Below are 17,626 nucleotides of genomic sequence, written 5' to 3' on the forward strand. Positions count from 1 at the left end.
GCGTGGAGCTCAAAACATGGCCCAGTGTCACCCATCATCCCGGTCTCGGTGTCACCCATCATCCCGGTCTGAACAGATTGGAGACTCGAGACGGGACGCGGCACGTCTCCCGGCTCACCGCTCGATGCTCACCGCTCGGTTCTCAGTTCTCAAGGGCCACCCCCGCCAACTCCCCTACCAATCCGTCGGCACGTAATCCTTCAAAAACTGCCCCCACCGATGCACGCCGGTGTTCATGCCGTCGATGATCGGATCGACGATGCGCGCTGCGCCATCCACGATGTCGAGTGGCGGATGAAAGCGATGGTTCGCCACCTTGCGCGCCGCCAGCTCCGCCACGTCTTCATCGGTCACCCAGCCGGTATCCACGCTGTTCATGTGGATGCCGTCCTGCTGGTAATCGGCGGCCGACGTGCGCGTCATCATGTTGAGCGCCGCCTTCGCCATGTTCGTGTGCGGGTGGCGCGTCGTCTTGTTGTTGCGATAGAACTGCCCTTCCATCGCCGACACGTTCACGATGTGCTTGTCGCGATTGGGCGTGCGCAACATCAGCGGCTTGAGGCGCGCATTGATGATGAACGGCGCGATGGCATTCACGAGCTGCACTTCGAGCAATTCCACGCTCGAGACCTCCGCCAGCAGCAGTCGCCACGAATTGCGATCGCGCAGATCCACCTGCTGGAGATCCTGGTCGAGCTGCCCCACGGGAAAGAGTGCCGGCGACGTGAGCTCGTCTTCCGGCAGCAGCGGGACCTGCGACAAGGCCGCCGCCTGCGACATGCCGATCGCCCGCGGCTCCACGGCGGCGGGGACCACGGCCGTCGGGGCCAGCGCGCGCACGACATCCGGCAGGCTCGCGATCGGCGCCCGCTCCCCCTCCATCAAGTGCGCATAGAACGCCGGTGGACGCCGTACGGTCTGGCAGGCGTTGTTGATGATCCCGTCGAGTCGCGATTCCTGTTGCAGCAGCAGCTGACAGAACGCTTCCACGCTGGGCGTGTGGCGCAAGTCGAGGCCAAAGATCTCGAGCCGATCGCGCCACACCGCGAAGTCGGGCTCGGCCGCATAGCGCTGTGCCGAATCGCGCGGGAAGCGTGACGTCACCAGCAGGCGCGCGCCGGCGCGCAGGAGCTTGAGCCCCGCCTGATAGCCGATCTTGACCCGGCCACCGGTGAGCAGGAAGGTGCGCCCGCGCAGATCGGCCAGTTCGGTGCGCTTGGCGTAGTTGAAGTCACCGCACGGGATGCACATCTGATCGTAGAAGTGATGCACCGTGGTGAACTTCTGCTTGCAGATGTAGCAGTGCTGCGGCACGACCGCATCGCCCCGCGACACGCGCACTTCGTCCGCGGGCGCCACATCGATGACCGTCGCCTGCCCCGGCAACGCGGCGGTCGGCGGCGGCTCCGGCGGATACACATTCGGCGTCGTGAACACCGGCTTGCGCCGCAGTTCACGAATGCCGGTCTGATTGAGCACCTGATCGTCTTTCGCCGCGGCCGCCGCTTTGCGCTCGCGCGTGGCGGCTTTCACCATCGACCGACGGGCCTTGGGATCCGGGTGAAACACCTCGGCGACGACCTCCAGGAACGCATGGCGATCCTCGGCGGGCACGCCCACCAGCAGCGCCCGCTGTTCGGCGATGCGCGTGAGGAACGCCGTCACCTCGCGGAGTTGCGCGGCAAATTCCGGCCCGGCGGGCGCAGGCAACGGGTCGGGGGCGCCGTCGGTATGCGGCGTCAGGTCAGAAGCAGTCACCCCGCAATGTATGCTGCCCGGGGCCGCCGGTGGCATGGGCCACCGGCGGCATGGGCGACCCGGCTAGCGCGCCCCCGCGCGGCAGAGGCGCAGCGCCGTACAGACGCGCCGGAGGGGTGACCCCTCCTCTTCCTCTTCCTCGCGGTCGTCGTCGTCCACATCCACCGCGAGCGGGAAGAAGAGCGACTGCTTCACCGTGGGATAGGGCGTGCGCCACCCCTTCACCTCGCCCCACAGAATGCGATTGAGCTTCTCGGTCGGCGCCGCATCGGGCTCCCGGAAGTTCATGCGCGCACTCGCCACCGCCGCCGCCTTGCGCGCCGCGGCGTCGGGCCCGGTGATCTCACCCGTCCGCACGTTCGTCTCGAAGAGCGACTGCTGCGGCGTGATCGCCGTGTACGGCGTGAAGTCGGGCGACTCGTTGGGCCCGAGGAAACTGTTCCGCATGTCCGTCGCGACCAGATCGAACATGCTCATCGCCGGCAGCCCCAGCATGAGCTCGATGGTCTTCACCATGCTCGGCTGGCTGTAGAAGGTCGAGTCGATCGCGCGGCGCTTGGCGTACGGACTCGCGACGAGCGCCACCGTGCGGTGCCCATCGATATGATCGACGCCATTCTGGGCATCGTCTTCGACCACCAGAATGGCCATCGACTTCCAGAACGACGAGTGGCTGAGCCCCTCCACGATCTTGCCCAACCCGAGATCATTATCGGCGACGCACGCGGCCGGCGTGCACCAGCCGGCGCTCGTGCCTTCGGTGTGGTCGTTGGGCAAGATGATCAGCGTGAGATGCGGCATGGCCTTCGCCGCCTCCCACTCCTTGAGATGCTCGAGCACGACATCAGCCTTCATCACATCGGGCACATCCTGCGTCCAGCCTGGATACTCGCGCACGAGAATCTTGTCGAGACTCGGGATCTCGCTGCGCGTGTTGTACATCCCCTTGAGCGTGGTGCGCACCCAGGGGGCGCTGTAGACCGCCGGGTCGCGATACTTGGCCATGAGCCCCGTCCGCACGCCCGGGCCCTTGTCTGGCGGCGCGGGCGCGTATTCACCAAAGCTCACCACCCGCTTTCCCTTGGCCGCCGCACTTTCCCAGAGGAAGCCGCCCGCCGAGTACGTGAGCGGATCGTTCCCCTCGCTCGGATAGCTGCGCCCCGTGTAGAGTGGCCACATGGGATACGCGGTTTCGTTCGCTTGCGTGAGCCAGTTGTGACCATCGGCGGAGTTGCCGCCGGAGGCGAAGAAGTGATCGAGCAGCACGAACTGCTCACTCAGTGCATGCGCATTCGGCGTGACCGCACGCCCGAACATGGTGAGTGACGAATCACTGGCGCCCTTGCCGATGTCTCCCAGCACCTGATCGTAGGTGCGGTTCTCGCGGATGATGTACACGACGTGCTGAATGGGGCTCGGTTCACCCGGCCGCTCGGGCACCGGGCGCGCGACCACATTGGCACGCGGCACGAGACTCGGTGCCGCCGGCCCCGTCGCCAGATGCAACCCGTTGTTCTGGGCCACGCTCGTGGTGTACGCCGAAAGCGTCGCATCGTCGGGCATGTCGATCACGTTCACCGAGCCGCGCTCGGCGAACACATACCGCGCCGTCTTGCCCAACGTGCGCCCGGTGCCGGCGCCCACACCAAAGAGCGTCCCAACGGCCAGCGTCCTGCCATCGGCACTCACATCCACGCTGCTCGGATACCAGCCCGTAGGGATGAGTCCGCGCAGCACCGCCCCGCTCGGCAGGGCCGCGCGCACATCGTAGAGCGCCGCCGCGTTCACACCACCCAGCGTCACCACGAGTGTATGACCATCGGGTGTCAGCGCGAGCGCGGTGGGCGCGAGCCCGATGCGTCGCTCGCGAAAGGGCGCCACCGCGATGTGACCCGCCAGTACGTTCGCGCGCGTGTCGATCACCGACACCGAGTCACTGTTGCCGTTGGCCACGTAGAGCCGCTGCCGTGCCTGGTCCCACACGATGCCCGTTGGATGCGCGCCGACGGTGATGCGATGCGTCACCTTGCCGGTCGCGACCTCGATACGCTCCACGGTGCCGGGGAGGGCGATCCCGCGTGCGTTGACGCGCACCGGCTCGGCGGCCGGATCGCAACACTGCGTGGCGCTGCGCGCGCCGGGCTCCGGACGCGGGCCGCCGAACACGGTGACCCAGGCGGTCTCGCCGTCGGGGGAAATCACCGATGCCACCGGCAACACGCCGAGCGGCACCGTACGCACGCGCTGCTTGGAGTCGGCGTCGAGCACAAGCAGCTTGTCGTCGGCGGGCATGGGCAGCACGGCGTAGCGATGGCCGTCGGCGCTCGCGCGTGCGGCAATCGCCGGTCCGCCAGCCAGGAAGTCGCCCAGCGGTCCCGACTCCTTCACGATCCTGGCGCTGCTGTCGTTCGTGTAGCCCACGAACTGCACCACCGACTTGGCGCGCGAGAGCGGCGGTCCGCCCGGCACGCGGCTCGCCGCCACATCCGCCGGCAAGCGCCCCACACTGGAGAGCGCCACCTGTTTGGTGACCGGGTCGATGACGAGGCCGTGCACGCCCGGGCGTCCGTTGAACTGCACCTCGGTGAGCACCCGGTTGTCTCGCCAGGCCAGGCGCCACGCGTTGCCCGGCACGGCGGCCCACAGTTCGCCGGGGGCGGCGCCGAAGCGCACGCTGTGCACGCGGCCCACAAACACGCTTTGCACACCCGCGGGCGTCACCCGTTGCCCAACCGCCATCGCGCCGGGATCGGCGATGTCGCGCTTGGGGGGCTGGGTCGCGGCGGTTTGGAGGAGCACCGTCAACAGGGCAATCACGAAATCGTCCGGGGCAAAGGGATCCCAGACGCTACCGCCATCCGGCGGTGGTTGACAAGCAACAACTCGGTGACGGCGCCCCGGACTCAGACCTGCGGAATCACCACCGTGAACATCGTGCCGACGCGGAGCGTGGATTCGACGCCGATCGCCCCGCCGGCTGCCCGCACCACCGACTTGACCGTCGCGAGCCCCAGCCCCGTGCCGCGATCGCCCTTGGTGCTGAAATACGGCTCGAAGATCCGCTCGAGGTCGCCAGCGGCGATGCCGCTGCCGGTATCCCGCACCTCCAGTGCGACCAGGCGCCCCATCTGCGGCTGCTCCGGCTGGTCAATGAGCACGGCCGGTGCAAAGGCGTCGGCCGCCATCGTGCGCACCGCGACATCGATGCGCCCGCCTACCTGCATCGCATCGCGCGCATTCACCACCAGATTGAGCACGATCTGCTCGAACTGGCTCACGTCCATGCGGACCGCCGTGCGCGCATCGTGCACTTCCACCGCCAGCGTCATCGACGGACCAATCAGGCGACGCAGCATCGGTTCCATCGTGCGCACCTGATCGCCCACCGAGAACACGGTGATCTCCGGCGGGCGGAGTCGCGCAAAGAGCGCGAGCTGCTTCGTGAGACCCGCCGCGCGATCGACCGCATCCGACGCCCACTGCAGGTGCTCATCGGCCTCCGGCTTGGCCGCACTCACGCGCGCGGCCTGCACACCACCGGAGATGGCGGTGAGCAGATTGGCAAAGTCGTGCGCAATCCCACCGGCCATCTGCCCCAGGCTCTCCATGCGCTGGGTACGCGCCAGGCGCATTTCGGCCACGCGCATGCGCTCAGCCTGTGCCTGCACCGCGTCACGCTCCTCGAGCATGAGCGCCGCCAACAGCGCCACACCATTGAGGGCGTTCGTGGCAACCTGAATGACCGTCACCGTCTGCGTCGCGATGACGAAGCCGGTGAAGGACGCCAGCGACGCGGTGATTCCCACGAACTGCCGGAACACCATCGCCGCAAAGGCGATGGCAACCAGTTGCAGCGCACGCCGTCCCACGGCGCTGCGCCGACTCATCTGCCACGCGTCCCACGCGCAGGCCAGGAAGATCAGGAGCAGCAGCGGGCGCGGCGCGGCGGTCTTGAACAGCACCTCGGCCGCCCCGGTGAACGGCAGCTTCGGGAACAGCAGCACGACGGCGGTCGACAACGCCGACAGCAAGACAATCGGAAGCGCAATGCCGCTCGTGGAGAACGGCTCCCCAGCGAGCGCCCGCACGGCCCGCCGGGCGAACATCCACGTCGCCGCGACCGAGGACATCGCCACGGCCAGCTCGACATCGTGCAGAACGGCCGACCCGTTGGTGAGCAGGTTCATGACCGACAACGCACTGCTCACGGTCGCGAGCGACAGGCAGCTGTACACCAGCGCCACCCCGCGCATGCCGGGGCGGCCCAGAAACACCGCCGAGCAGATGATCGCCAGCAGGAACGGCCCCTGCAGCGCGAAGACCAGTTCGTACCCCGCCGCCTGCGCCTGCAGGACATCGCGAGGCGACGGGATGGCGTTCACGAGCGCGGCGAGGGTCGGCAGCGGCGGGAGCATGTCCGAATATTACGTGGAGTACACGTTCACCACGATCACCCCGTCGATTCGTGGTCCTCAGGACTTGGAATGCGGGATTCGCGCTGACGCCGCAGCAGCGCCCCTCCGGCGACCGCGAGGGCGAGCAGACCGTAGGCCGCCAGTGCCGCGATCACGCTGATCACAATCTCGAACGGCCAGAGGTTGTGCGAGGTTGGGTCGCGGGTCGTGTCCCACGCAATAACCGCGATCTGGGCCACGATCAGGAGCGGCGGAACGAGCGAGAGGACCCGCCAAATCCCCGACCATGAGCGCAGATACCGCAGCTGCAGCCGCACCACCCACACCATGGCCCCCACCACGAGCAGCGCCAGCAGTTGAATCATCGCGCGGCTCTGCCCGGCACCGGCGGTCGAACCGGCCCCCGTAGCGCCCGTCCCGGGGTCACCCCGTCGAGCGCGCGTCCATCGCGCACCACCGGCACTCCGTTCACGAGCACGTGCCGCATCCCCACCGGCGGCAGCGACGGCTCCCGATAGGTGCTCTGATCCCGCACCGTCGCCGGATCGAAGAGCGTAAGATCGGCGTCGGCCCCCACCGCGATGCGCCCCTTGCGCCGCATGGCCGGCACCCGCGCTTCGAGCCGCTGCGCCGGCATGACCGTCATCTTGCGCAGCGCCTCCATGAGCGGCATCACCTGCTGCTCACGCACATAGCGCCCGAGAATGCGGGAGTAGGTCCCCGTCGTCCGTGGATGCCCCGTGCCGTCCTGCCAGTATGCATCGCTGCCGATCATCGTGAGCGGGCTCGTGATGGCCGCAATCACCATCGGCTCGGTGTTGCGATGAATCACCACCGGGCCACCGATCGCGGTGTACTTGGCAAAGAGGGCGCGGTTGAGCCGCTCACCGGTGCGCGGCCACTCCATCGCCTGCAATACCGAGTCCGGAGCATCGCGATTGCTGTCCTGGATGGTAGCGGACTGAATCTCCGTCATCCCCGCCGTATACGGATACGCTTCGGTGGTGACATCCATCCCCGCTTTGCGCGCGTCGGCGATCATCGTGAGCATCGCCGGTGTTTCGGCGTAGCCCGCGCTGTTGATGTGCACCACATGCAGCGACGCGTGGGCGCCGCGCGCCAAGGCGAGCGCTTCACTGAGCCCTTTCACACCGTTGCGCGTGTGCACATGCACCGGCACGTGATTTCTGGCCGCCACGGCGAACAGCGCCTGCAACTCAGCGGGCGTCGCCGCCGGCGTGTAGGTGAAGCCCGCCCCGATATCCACCCCGCCCTCGTCGAGGCCGCGCTGCACCCGCGCCATGATGCGCGCCACTTCGGCGTCATTCGCCACGCGGTAGGCCCCCGGTCCCGTGGGCATCACGAGCCCGGAGTCGCCGAGTTCCACCATGCGCGCTTTCATGTGCCCGATCGACACGCCGTAGTTGATGCGCTGCCCGGGCGCGCGCGCCGCGTACCACTGCGCCACATCGGCCGTGCCCACCTCGAGTTCGAACGACGAGGTCACGCCATCGAGCGCCTGAAAGCGATACGTCTCGGCGGTCTGCCCGTGCGCGTGTACGTCGATGAAGCCGGGCGCGATGACGAGGCCGGTGGCGTCGATCGTGTCCCGGCCGCGAATGGGGGCCGCGGTCACCGCCGCAATGCGGCCGCGGCGGATCCCCACGTTCCGCAGGGCCGAAAGGCCGCTCGCGGGGTCCATCACGGTCCCGTGCAGGATCACACGGTCGTAGGGGGCGGCCTGCGCGGCCGTGCCGCGCGCGAAGCAGGTGAGTGCCAGCATCAGGCTGGCCAGAGCACGGGTCCGAGACATGCCCCAAGCTACCGCGTGAGTGGCGGGCGCGGCGAGGAGGCTGCACACTCTTATCATGCGCCCCCTCCTTTGCTCTCTGGCCGGCCTCCTCACGGCCGCGCCCCTCCTGCTCGCTGCCCAGCAGGCCCCCGCCCCTGACGCCGCCATCCGTGCCGTCATGGACCGCCCCGAGTTCCGTCATGCGCTCTGGGGCGTGGCGTTCTACGACCTCGACGCGAAAAAACTGCTGGCCGGTGTGAACACCGATCGGCTCTTCACGCCCGGGTCGACCACCAAGCTGCTCACGATGGGGACCGCGCTCGAAGCGCTCGGCCCCGATCATCGCTTCCGCACGCGGATCTATCGCACGGGGCCCATCAAGGACGGCGTCCTGCTGGGCGATCTCGTGCTGCGCGCCAGCGGCGACCCCAACCTCTCCGGGCGCGTCCGCGACGGGAATCGCTACGCGTTCGTGGATCGCGATCACTCCTATGGCGGCATGCCGCTCGACAGTGATCCGCTCACCACGATCAAGGCGCTGGTCCAGCAGGTCGCCAAGGCCGGCATCCGCAAGATCAGCGGCGAAGTGATCGTGGATGCCTCGCTCTTCCCCGAAGGCGACCGGGAGCTGGGCACGCGCATCGTGCTCTCGCCCATGGTCGTGAACGACAACGTCATCGATATCGTGCTGCGCCCCGGCACGCGCGCCGGTGATCCGGTGCAGGTGGAGGTCAGCCCCAAGACGAGCTACCTCACCGTGCACGCCACGCTCACTACCGCCGATTCCGGCGCGCCGGTCGCCGTGCGGACGGTGGAAGACAGCACGAGCCCCGATCGCCGCGTGATGATCGCCACCGGCACCATCCCCCGCGGCGCACCGGTGAACGCGCGCTGGGCGGTCGCCTCGCCGCGCCGCTTTGGCGAGATCGTGCTGACCGAAGCGCTGCAGGCGGCCGGCATCAGCGCCGTGCCGCGCCTGGGGGCACGCACCAGCGATGCGCGCACCTTCGCGTCGGTCTACACGGACTCCCTGATGGTCGCCGAGCATGTGTCGCTGCCTCTCACCGCCGAAGCGGTGGTGCTGCTCAAGACCAGTCAGAATCTGCACGCGAGCAACTTCCCGCTCCTCCTGCCGGCGCTGACGCAGGCGCCCGCCGGTCGCACGGGGTTCGACATCGCGCGCGACTGGCTGCAGAAGGAAGGGCTCGACACCGATGGCGCGCAGCAGGGTGATGGCGCCGGCGGCGATGCCCTCTTCTCGCCGATGTTCATGGTGCAGTATCTCGCCATGATCGCGAAGAAGCCGTGGGCGGGCGCCTTCCATGACGCGCTCCCCATTCTCGGGCGCGACGGCACACTGGCACTCATTCAGGTCAAGTCACCGGGCGCCGGCTTCGTGCACGCCAAGACCGGCACCTACTCCAAGTACGACGCGCTCAATCGCCGGGCGCTCGTCACCGGCAAGGGGCTCGCCGGCTACGTGACGACCAGGAGCGGCCGACATCTCGCCATCGCGCTCTACGTGAACAACCTGGCCGTGAAGCAGGGTGACCCCACCGATGTGGCCGGTCAGGCGCTCGGCGAGATCGCGTCGCTGGCCTGGGAGCGGATCAAGTAGCGCCCGCAGCGACCCCGTTCACCGTGCCGCTCAACGGACCACGGTGAACGCGCGCTGTGAGGTGACCGCCGCACACCCGGCGCGCTCCATGCTGATCTCGAGGCGGTAGGCACCACTGCGCAGCGCCGAGAGATCCACCGTGAGTTCGCGCAGCAGGGTGGGGATGCGCGCCTCGATCGGCGTCACGAGATACGAGGGATTGGGCTCGGTCCACCGCATCGTAAGCCCCACGCGCGGATCGGTGCCGACGTGCAGCAAGCGCCCCATCTGCTCCATCCGTGTCTGCGTGGCGGCGCCGGCAATCCGCAGGCTGATCGTGACCGTATCGCGTTCGCGAATGCCGTAGCTCTCCCAGGCGACGCCCAGGCGCCCGGGGCGCACGAGACGCGTGCTGCCCAGGAGCCCGTCGTCAACATCAGCGGCCCCGCGCCGCTGGATGGCGGCCGCGTCGAGCAGCACGGGCGGCGACATCGCACAGCTGTTCGGCGCGAGCGGGCGCATGGCCTCGGCCGCCACGAGAAAGCGGCTGCGCAGACTGCCACCACCGGCCGGCAGCACCTCCACGCTCGCGAGCCCCGCACGTGGCGTGGTGCCGCGGAGCACCACGCGGGTGCCGCGACGGATCAGGCTCCGATCGAGGCGCAGGACCGCGTCCGCCTCCGTCGTGGGAGCGAGCAGCAGCATCGCCTCGCCCTCGGTACCCGCCGGCAGCGTGGCGCCCACAAGCAGCACCGCTGCCGAGTCGCGACGCAGCACGACGTGCTGCGGCTCCGGCAGCCGGGCCATCAGCCCGCGCGGATGCAGGAAGAACTCCCGCGGCCACCACGCCCGTTCGGCGGCCATCGGCGTATTCGTGCGCGCCGCGAGTCGTGTCGGCGCCCACGGATAGTCGGCATCGCTCACCGTGTTCGGCTTGAGCACGGCGCGCCACGACACCACCGACGGGATATTCAGTCGGCTGTACTCAGCCACCGGAAAGGGCGGCGCGTTGTTCGCCTCCTGATAGCGCCAGTGCGATCGGTCTTCCTCGGCACCGGTGTAGAACTGATGCTGCGGCCAGCCGTACCGGACGCGCATCTCGGCAATCGCATCGCCTCCCGTCTCGCGCCGCAGGTCGTGATGGGCATCGAACGGCAGGGCCGACACCAGCTCCAGCCGCACCACGCGCGCAAAGTGCTCCAGTGCGCGCAGGTTGGCGCCGTCGCTGAAGAGTGGTGTGGAGAGCCACCAGAGCGTGGCATCGACCGTATCGCGGATGGCACAGGGGAGTCCGTTGTAGACCTCGGCGTCGGCCGGCGGCAGCAGGAGCGTCGCATCGCGATACCGGCAGCGCGACTCCTGATCGAGCAGCGTCATGGCCGATCGGTAGGCGCGTTGTGCGGCGGGCCACTGGCCGGCCGAGTACGTCGCGTACGCGTGCAGCACGGCGCACCATGGAACCCGGCTCGGCGCGCACCGCTCCGTGGCGGCGAGCGCGCGCGTCGTATCGCCATTCTCGGTGAGCACGCGCGTGAGCTGGCTTGTCGCCCACGCGTCGTTCGGATCGGCCTGAGCCGCGCGATCCAGCGCCATGACGAGGTCATCCGAGAACGGCCACGCCTGCGCCGGGGCGCTGGTCATCTGCAGATGCCGCGGGCCGCTCAGCGGCGAGTCATCGAGCGTCGCCACGGCCCAGCTTGGGCACATGGCGGTCTTGTATGCCGTGCTCGCAATGAATGTCGGCAGCGGATACGGCGGGGCCGGCCGCTGCATCGACTGCACGCCACGCGGAACGGCCAGCAGCGACGCCGAGGGCGCGTAGAAGCGGTCGGTATGGCAATGCATCAGGGCCAGCCGCTGCATCTCGGGTTCGGTTTGCTGTGGATGGCGGGTGGGGCCGTGCACGCGGATCTCTTCCGCCTGCCAGCGGTCACGCTGCATCAACAGTTCGGCACGAAGCATCGAGTCGAGCACGGCGCGCGGGAGCGCCGTCGCGCGCGGCGCGTCGAGCATCTGCGCCGGCAGCGTCGAGAGTGGCAGCAGGCCACACCAGAGGAATCGCGCGCGTCTCAGCCACATGGTCCGCAGAGAATGCGAGTCGACGCGGCCGGCGACAAGCTCCCGGCACGCCCACTCCGCCAAGGAATATCCAGGCGTCTCACACCGTCACAGCGCGTGGCGTTGCTGGCGGGCGATGCTCACGCGCCGCACTTTCTCCGCATGCGCTCTCCTCGCCCCGCCCTGCCGGCGCTACTCGGCGCCCTGCTCCTGACGGCGCCCCTCGGCGCGCAGCGCCCGAACATTCTCTACATCATGACCGATGACCACGCCGCGCACGCCATCAGCGCGTACGGGTCGAAGGTCAATCGCACGCCGCATCTCGATCGTCTCGCGCGTGAAGGGGCGCGCCTCGATGCGGTGTTCGCGACGAACTCGATCTGTACGCCGAGTCGCGCGGTCATTCTCACGGGGAAGTACTCGCATCTCAACGGCGTGACCGTCTTCAATCGCTTCAACAGCGAACAGCCGACGGTCGCCACGCTATTGCAGGCCAGCGGCTACTACACCGGCATGGTAGGCAAGTGGCATCTGGGCAGCGACCCGCAGGGCTTTGACCGGTGGGAGATCCTGCCGGGTCAGGGCGCGTACTGGAACCCGGTGATGTACACGGCCACGGGCGACACCACCTATCGCGGCCGCTATGCCACCGATGTCATCACCGATCGGGCGCTCGACATGCTGCGCACCCGACCCAAGAACAAGCCGTTCTTCCTGATGGTGCACCACAAGGCGCCACACCGGCCCTGGGAACCAGACTCCGTGCACCAGCACGAGTTCGCCGGCATGCGCTTCGCCGAACCGGTGACATTCTGGGATCGCTACGAAACGCGCACCGATGCGCTGCACGAGAATCGCCAGCGCATCGATCGCGATCTCACCAATCGGGATCTCAAGCTCCTGCCGCCCGCCGGTCTCACGGGACCGGCACTCACCCAGTGGCAGGGGACCGCGCCGGACTCGGTCGTGACGACCATCGACGGGACGACTACGGTGCTGCGCGGGGAAGCACTCGTCCGCTGGAAGTACCAGCGCTACATGCAGGACTATCTGGCGACCGTGCAGTCCGTCGACGACAACGTGGGGCGCCTGCTCGCCTATCTCGACTCCACCGGCCTCGCTCGCAACACGCTCGTGATCTACTCGAGTGATCAGGGATTCTTCCTGGGCGATCACGGGCTCTTCGACAAGCGCTTCATGTACGAGGAGTCCATTCGCATGCCCTTTCTTGCCCGATGGCCGGCCCAGATCAAGCCGGGGACCACCAGCAAGGCCATGGGGCTCAATCTGGACTTCGCCGAAACCTTTCTGGACGCGGCGGGCCTGGCGGTCCCCAGCGATATGCAGGGGAGGAGCTTGCTGCCTGTGCTGCGAGGCCGAACACCCGCCGACTGGCGCACGTCGATGTACTACCGCTACTACCACGATCCGGGCGATCACAACACGCGCCGGCACTACGGCGTCCGTACGACCACGCACAAGCTGATCTACTTCTGGCAGAAGGATAAGTGGGAGCTGTTCGATCTCGTCAACGATCCGTACGAGCTCCACAACCTCTACGGCCAGCCGGGAATGGCACGCCTGACCGCGGAGCTCAAGGCCGAGTTGCTGCGGCTCAAGGCCTGGTACCAGGACACCGACCAGCTGGCCAACGAACAGCTCCCCAACGGTGTGGACGGGACGGTGGCCAAACTGCGCGGCAAGTGATGCCGGTGTGGCGTGCCACGGCGCCCGGCTACCGCTGCCCGCCCACCATCACCGGCAACCAGTAGCTGAGTTTCACCGAGACGAGATTGTCACCGGCCGCGCGCGTCGTCAGGAACAGCTCGCGTGGCGACAGTGCCTGCCGGTACGCCTCGCTCGTGCGCCGGTTCTGCTGCCACACCACGAACAGGGTGCTGCCCGGCGACCACTCCCAGCGCATCACCACGTTCGAGCGGAAGGAGAGGACGTGGAAGTCGCGGTTGCTGATCGTGAACGTCTGGCTGCCGTCGGTGATCGTGCGCACGCCGACGCTGTCAACCGACACGACCGTGCCATCGGTGCCATAGAGGCGCAGCTGCCGACTGCGCGGGGCCACCAGCTCGCCCATGTTGTTGTAGTGCCCGGTCGCGGCGAACGGCTCCGCGTATCCTTCCAGCGTGAGGTTGGGCGAGAAGGTGTAGTTCAGGCGCAGCTTGGCGGAGAGCGTCTGGCGGTGGATCGCGCCGAAAACGTAGCGGTTGCCGTACGTGCGCGTCCCCCCCGCGATGCGCGTGACGTACTGCCGCGGGTCCGTCCCGTGCTGGTAGGTCGGCTCGGCGGAGAGCGACACGCGTGACGTGGGGCGCACCGTGATGTTGGCGCCGGCGTTGATGCGCCAGGTATCGAACTCGTCGATGCCGTACCCGGCGTTCAGCCGCCAGAAGGTCGGCGCGCCAAAGGCGTTGTTGATCCGGAAGTCCTGCTTGAACTCCCGCGGCTTGCCCATCAACGGGCCGCCGCGCGTCAGCGCGTCATCGAGCGTGGGCAGATCGATCGACGACCGCAGGTTGACGTTCCAGAAGTTCTTGAGCGTCACGCGCGTATTCTGCGCCCACGAGTTGCCCTGATGCACGCCGCCATAGTTGCGGGAGCCGCGCGTCTCGAAGCCGAGCTGCCAGCTCTGGAGATACTTCCCGGGCACCGTCTCGCGAACCTGCAGATCGGCGTTGTATTCGATGTCGTCGGTGGACTGCAGGCGCCCCAGATCATTGAGCTCGAACCCCGGCGACTCCGCCTTCACCTCGGCGCCCCACAGAATGCGGCGCCCGGCGTCCTTGTCGGCGCGGAGCTGCATGGAGTAGCCACTCATGGAGGTGCGCAGCGGATCGAAGCGCACATGCGTGAGATCCGGGCGCTGAAAGAAGCGCACACTGCTCATCTGCAGGCGGCGGATCGCCGCGGTATCGCCGGCGACGTGCGTCCCCGCGATGAAACCCGAGAGGGCGTACTTGCCCTGCTGAAACCGCAGCCGCCAGTCGGTGCCGGCATAGTAGGCCTCGCGCGGCAGGAGCGCCGTGAGCGTCCGGTCACCGGCGAAATTGCGGCTGGTGGTGGACCACGACAGCGCGATGGTGGACGCCTGCTTGCCGATGTCCTGCTGCAGGCGCCCCACGCTGTAGGCGGTGCGCGGTTCGACGCGCACCCGCGAGGTGAGTGAGGAATCGATGAGATAGGTGCGGGCGTGCTCCTGCGCCGTCACCGCCGCGAGCCCGCCGATCGAGAGCCGGCTGGGCAAGCGCCCGGTCACCTTGGCGGCGCCCAGAATCGTGCTGGCGCGCGGCATGTCCACGAAGTCGCCACTCGCGCTGGCATGCGGCGGCGCCCCGATGCGGCGCGCGTAGAAGTAGCCGGCGCCGTTGCCGCGAATCATTTCGCTCCCTTCCACGAAAAAGGGGCGACGCTCGTCGAAGAAGGTTTCGAAGGCGCTGAGATTCACCTCCGCCGGATCGGCCTCGACCTGACCGAAATCGGGATTGATCGTGGCGTCGAGCGTGAGGTTGGAGCCCAGCCCCGCCTTGATGTCGCCACCCACGCGGGCCGCGAGCGGCTTGTTGAGCGGATTGCGCACCGGCCCGGCGGTGGCGCGGCGCGTGGCATCACCGGCCACATACGGCAGCAGCTCCACCGGGCGCACGCTGCGCACACCATTAAGGCCCACGAGCGTGCCGAAACGGGAGATGTACCCCGTCTCCGAGGGCGGAATGAGCGCCCACTGCAGCTCTTCGTTCTTGTCCGGGATCCAGCGGTCGAACTGCACGCCCCACTGCTGCTGATCGGTTGCCGGAAAGCGCAGCTGCGACAGGGGAATGCGCATCTCGGCCGTCCAGCCGCTGGAGTCGATCTGCGCACTGGCCGTCCACACGGGATCGTACTGGCTCTCGCGCCCACGGAAGGCGTCATCCTGCGTGTGGCGGTAGTCCGAGCGCACGCCGGCCGCGGTCACGCCAAAGCCCACGCCGGTGCGCCGATCGCGCTGCGGGTCGATGATGATGGTGAAGCTTTCGGCGACCCCCTGCCCGTCGCGCCGCGACAGGTTGCGCAGGATGGCCGACGGATCGGCCCGCCGGAGCCGCGCACCCACGTACAGCGCCTCGTCGTCGTAGAGGAGGTACACGAGCGTGGCTTCCGACGGCGCCGCGCCCGGCACCGGGCGCTGCTGCAAGAAGTCGGAGAATGCCCGCGCCGTGGTCCACTCGGCCTCATTCAACTTCCCATCGATGTGCGGCGCCCGCGTCGTCCGGGTGGCCTGCGCGATCTTCGGGGAGGGTTGGGCCGCGAGCGGAGCGGCCATGACGGCGCTCACACACACGACGCGGCGGAGCAAGGCAATCCAAAGGGGGCGCACAAACACCTGTCGAGCGGGGGGCGGGAGCCCGCAGACCTTCGGACAGCGACCATCACGCCGACGGCGCAGCGTGCGGAGCCGTAGAATTGCGGGGGAATCTCTCCAAGAGTACTCCCGGCGGTCCGGCTCCGTTGACCTCGACGGGGGTGAGCCCCCGCCCGATGCGACCCGCTTTCCGGAGTCCCCCGCATGCCTTGCGCTGTACGGTTCGCTGGCCTGATCCCGCGGCGCTCGGCCTTGCCGCCACCCTGATCACGCTACTGGGCGCCCCGGTGGCGGCGCAGCCCCCCCGCCCGGCGCCGGTGCGGACGCCCGCGAGCGCACCCGCGAGCGCGTCCGCCCCCCTGGCCGCCGGCGAATTGCAGCTCACCTACCTTGGCAATGCCGGCTGGGAGATCACCGACGGCAAGCGGGTCATTCTGGTGGACCCGTTCCTTACCCAGTTCGCGCGCTGGGCGCCCGGCGCCGCACCGGATGGCCCCGAACCGGACGGGGTGTACGCGCCGGATACGACGCTCATCAATCAACATGTGCGGCGAGCCGACTACATCCTGATCACGCACGGTCACTCCGATCATGCGCTCGACGCCGGGTATATCGCGAAGAAGACGGGCGCCGTGGTGGTGGGTCATGAAACGGCCGCCAATCTCGCCCGCGCCTATGCCGTGCCCGAGCCGCAGCTCATCACGGTGCGCGGCGGAGAAGACTACGATTTCAAGGACTTCTCGCTGCGCGTCATTCCCAGCATTCACAGCGCCCTCGAGAACAAGCGCTACTTCAACAACGGCCGCGGCATCGCCGGCACCGCGCCCCGCGGGCTCAAGGCGCCGCTGACCCGGCGCGACTACCAGGAAGGCGGGAGCCTCGCCTATCTGCTGCGCCTCGGTGGGCACGAAGTGCTCATCATGGGCTCCATGAACTTCCTCGAGCGGGAGATGGAAGGACTCCGCCCGGATATCGCGCTCGTCGGCGCCAACAGTCAGCGGCTCGAGATCTTCGACTTCACCGGGCGGCTCCTGCGCGCCTTGGGCCATCCGGCGCTGGTGATTCCCAGCCACGCCGATGCCTACGGTGACCCGAAGCCCAACGCCGCCGCCCTCGCCGACCGCGCGCGCTTCCTGGACGAGGTGCGACGCGCCTCGCCCGGCAGCACGACCTTCTTCCCCACCTGGTTTGCGCCCATCGTGGTGCCACCGCGTGCGGCCGCGGTGGCTTCGGCCGGTGCGAGCGATCGGGTCGTGCTCAATCCGCCGGGACTGGCGCCACTCGTGCCGGCGTATTCCGTTGCCGTGCGGGATGGCGACTGGGTGTTCGTCGCCGGCATGACCGGCATCAAGCCCGGCACGCAGGACATCGTCGACGGTGGCATCACCGCACAGACCCGGCAGACGATGGAGAACATCCGGACCGCGCTGCAGTCGGGTGGCGCCACGATGGCCGATGTCGCCGAATGCACCGTGTATCTGAAGGACATGGCGGACTACGCGGCGATGAACGCGGAGTACATGAAGTTCTTCCCCACGAATCCGCCGGTGCGGGCCACGCTGTCGGTGACCGCGATGCCCCGACCCGCGGCCCTCGTGGAGATCAAATGCAGTGCGCGACGTCGGGGAACCGCGCCGCCGCCCGCCCCTGCC

At 68.3% G+C, this 17,626-nt stretch carries 10 protein-coding genes; 3 read left to right on the top strand and 7 right to left on the bottom strand.

The window, feature by feature from the left end; translation table 11 throughout:
• Positions 1 to 174: 174 nt before the first annotated feature.
• From K2R93_20995 to K2R93_21015, 5 genes are all read right to left on the bottom strand, one after another.
• Positions 175 to 1,794 carry an SDR family oxidoreductase gene (locus K2R93_20995; GenBank protein ID MBY0492328.1) on the bottom strand — a complete coding sequence of 540 codons (1,620 nt, stop codon included), beginning with the start codon at positions 1,792 to 1,794 and terminating at the stop codon, positions 175 to 177.
• A 27-nt stretch (positions 1,795 to 1,821) separates the two neighbouring features.
• Entirely contained in the window at positions 1,822 to 4,575 is a 2,754-nt protein-coding gene (locus K2R93_21000) for a hypothetical protein (GenBank protein MBY0492329.1), read from the bottom strand.
• Positions 4,576 to 4,661: 86 nt separating this feature from the next.
• Complete coding sequence (locus tag K2R93_21005) at positions 4,662 to 6,173, bottom strand: hypothetical protein (protein MBY0492330.1); 1,512 nt, start codon at positions 6,171 to 6,173, stop codon at positions 4,662 to 4,664.
• Positions 6,174 to 6,208: 35 nt separating this feature from the next.
• Entirely contained in the window at positions 6,209 to 6,538 is a 330-nt protein-coding gene (locus K2R93_21010) for a hypothetical protein (protein ID MBY0492331.1), read from the bottom strand.
• Positions 6,535 to 7,986 carry an amidohydrolase family protein gene (locus K2R93_21015; protein MBY0492332.1) on the bottom strand — a complete coding sequence of 484 codons (1,452 nt, stop codon included), beginning with the start codon at positions 7,984 to 7,986 and terminating at the stop codon, positions 6,535 to 6,537. The genes K2R93_21010 and K2R93_21015 overlap by 4 nt, the downstream gene beginning before the upstream one ends.
• Before the next feature lie 55 nt (positions 7,987 to 8,041).
• On the opposite strand from K2R93_21015, the gene dacB reads away from it, so the two are divergent.
• Positions 8,042 to 9,583, top strand: a complete 1,542-nt coding sequence (gene dacB, locus K2R93_21020) for a D-alanyl-D-alanine carboxypeptidase/D-alanyl-D-alanine-endopeptidase (GenBank protein MBY0492333.1) — start codon at positions 8,042 to 8,044, stop codon at positions 9,581 to 9,583.
• A gap of 30 nt (positions 9,584 to 9,613) precedes the next feature.
• On the opposite strand, the gene K2R93_21025 is transcribed toward dacB, so the two are convergent.
• Entirely contained in the window at positions 9,614 to 11,641 is a 2,028-nt protein-coding gene (locus K2R93_21025; protein MBY0492334.1) for a hypothetical protein, read from the bottom strand.
• Between the two features lie 141 nt (positions 11,642 to 11,782).
• Between K2R93_21025 and K2R93_21030 the strand changes: the two genes are divergently transcribed.
• Entirely contained in the window at positions 11,783 to 13,327 is a 1,545-nt protein-coding gene (locus K2R93_21030) for a sulfatase (GenBank protein ID MBY0492335.1), read from the top strand.
• Between the two features lie 28 nt (positions 13,328 to 13,355).
• On the opposite strand, the gene K2R93_21035 is transcribed toward K2R93_21030, so the two are convergent.
• Positions 13,356 to 15,935, bottom strand: a complete 2,580-nt coding sequence (locus K2R93_21035) for a carbohydrate binding family 9 domain-containing protein (protein ID MBY0492336.1) — start codon at positions 15,933 to 15,935, stop codon at positions 13,356 to 13,358.
• A 248-nt stretch (positions 15,936 to 16,183) separates the two neighbouring features.
• Between K2R93_21035 and K2R93_21040 the strand changes: the two genes are divergently transcribed.
• Positions 16,184 to 17,626: MBL fold metallo-hydrolase (locus tag K2R93_21040; GenBank protein MBY0492337.1), on the top strand; the 1,443-nt coding region annotated here is incomplete at its 3' end.

The organism is Gemmatimonadaceae bacterium (assembly GCA_019752115.1).
Lineage (GTDB): Bacteria > Gemmatimonadota > Gemmatimonadetes > Gemmatimonadales > Gemmatimonadaceae > Gemmatimonas.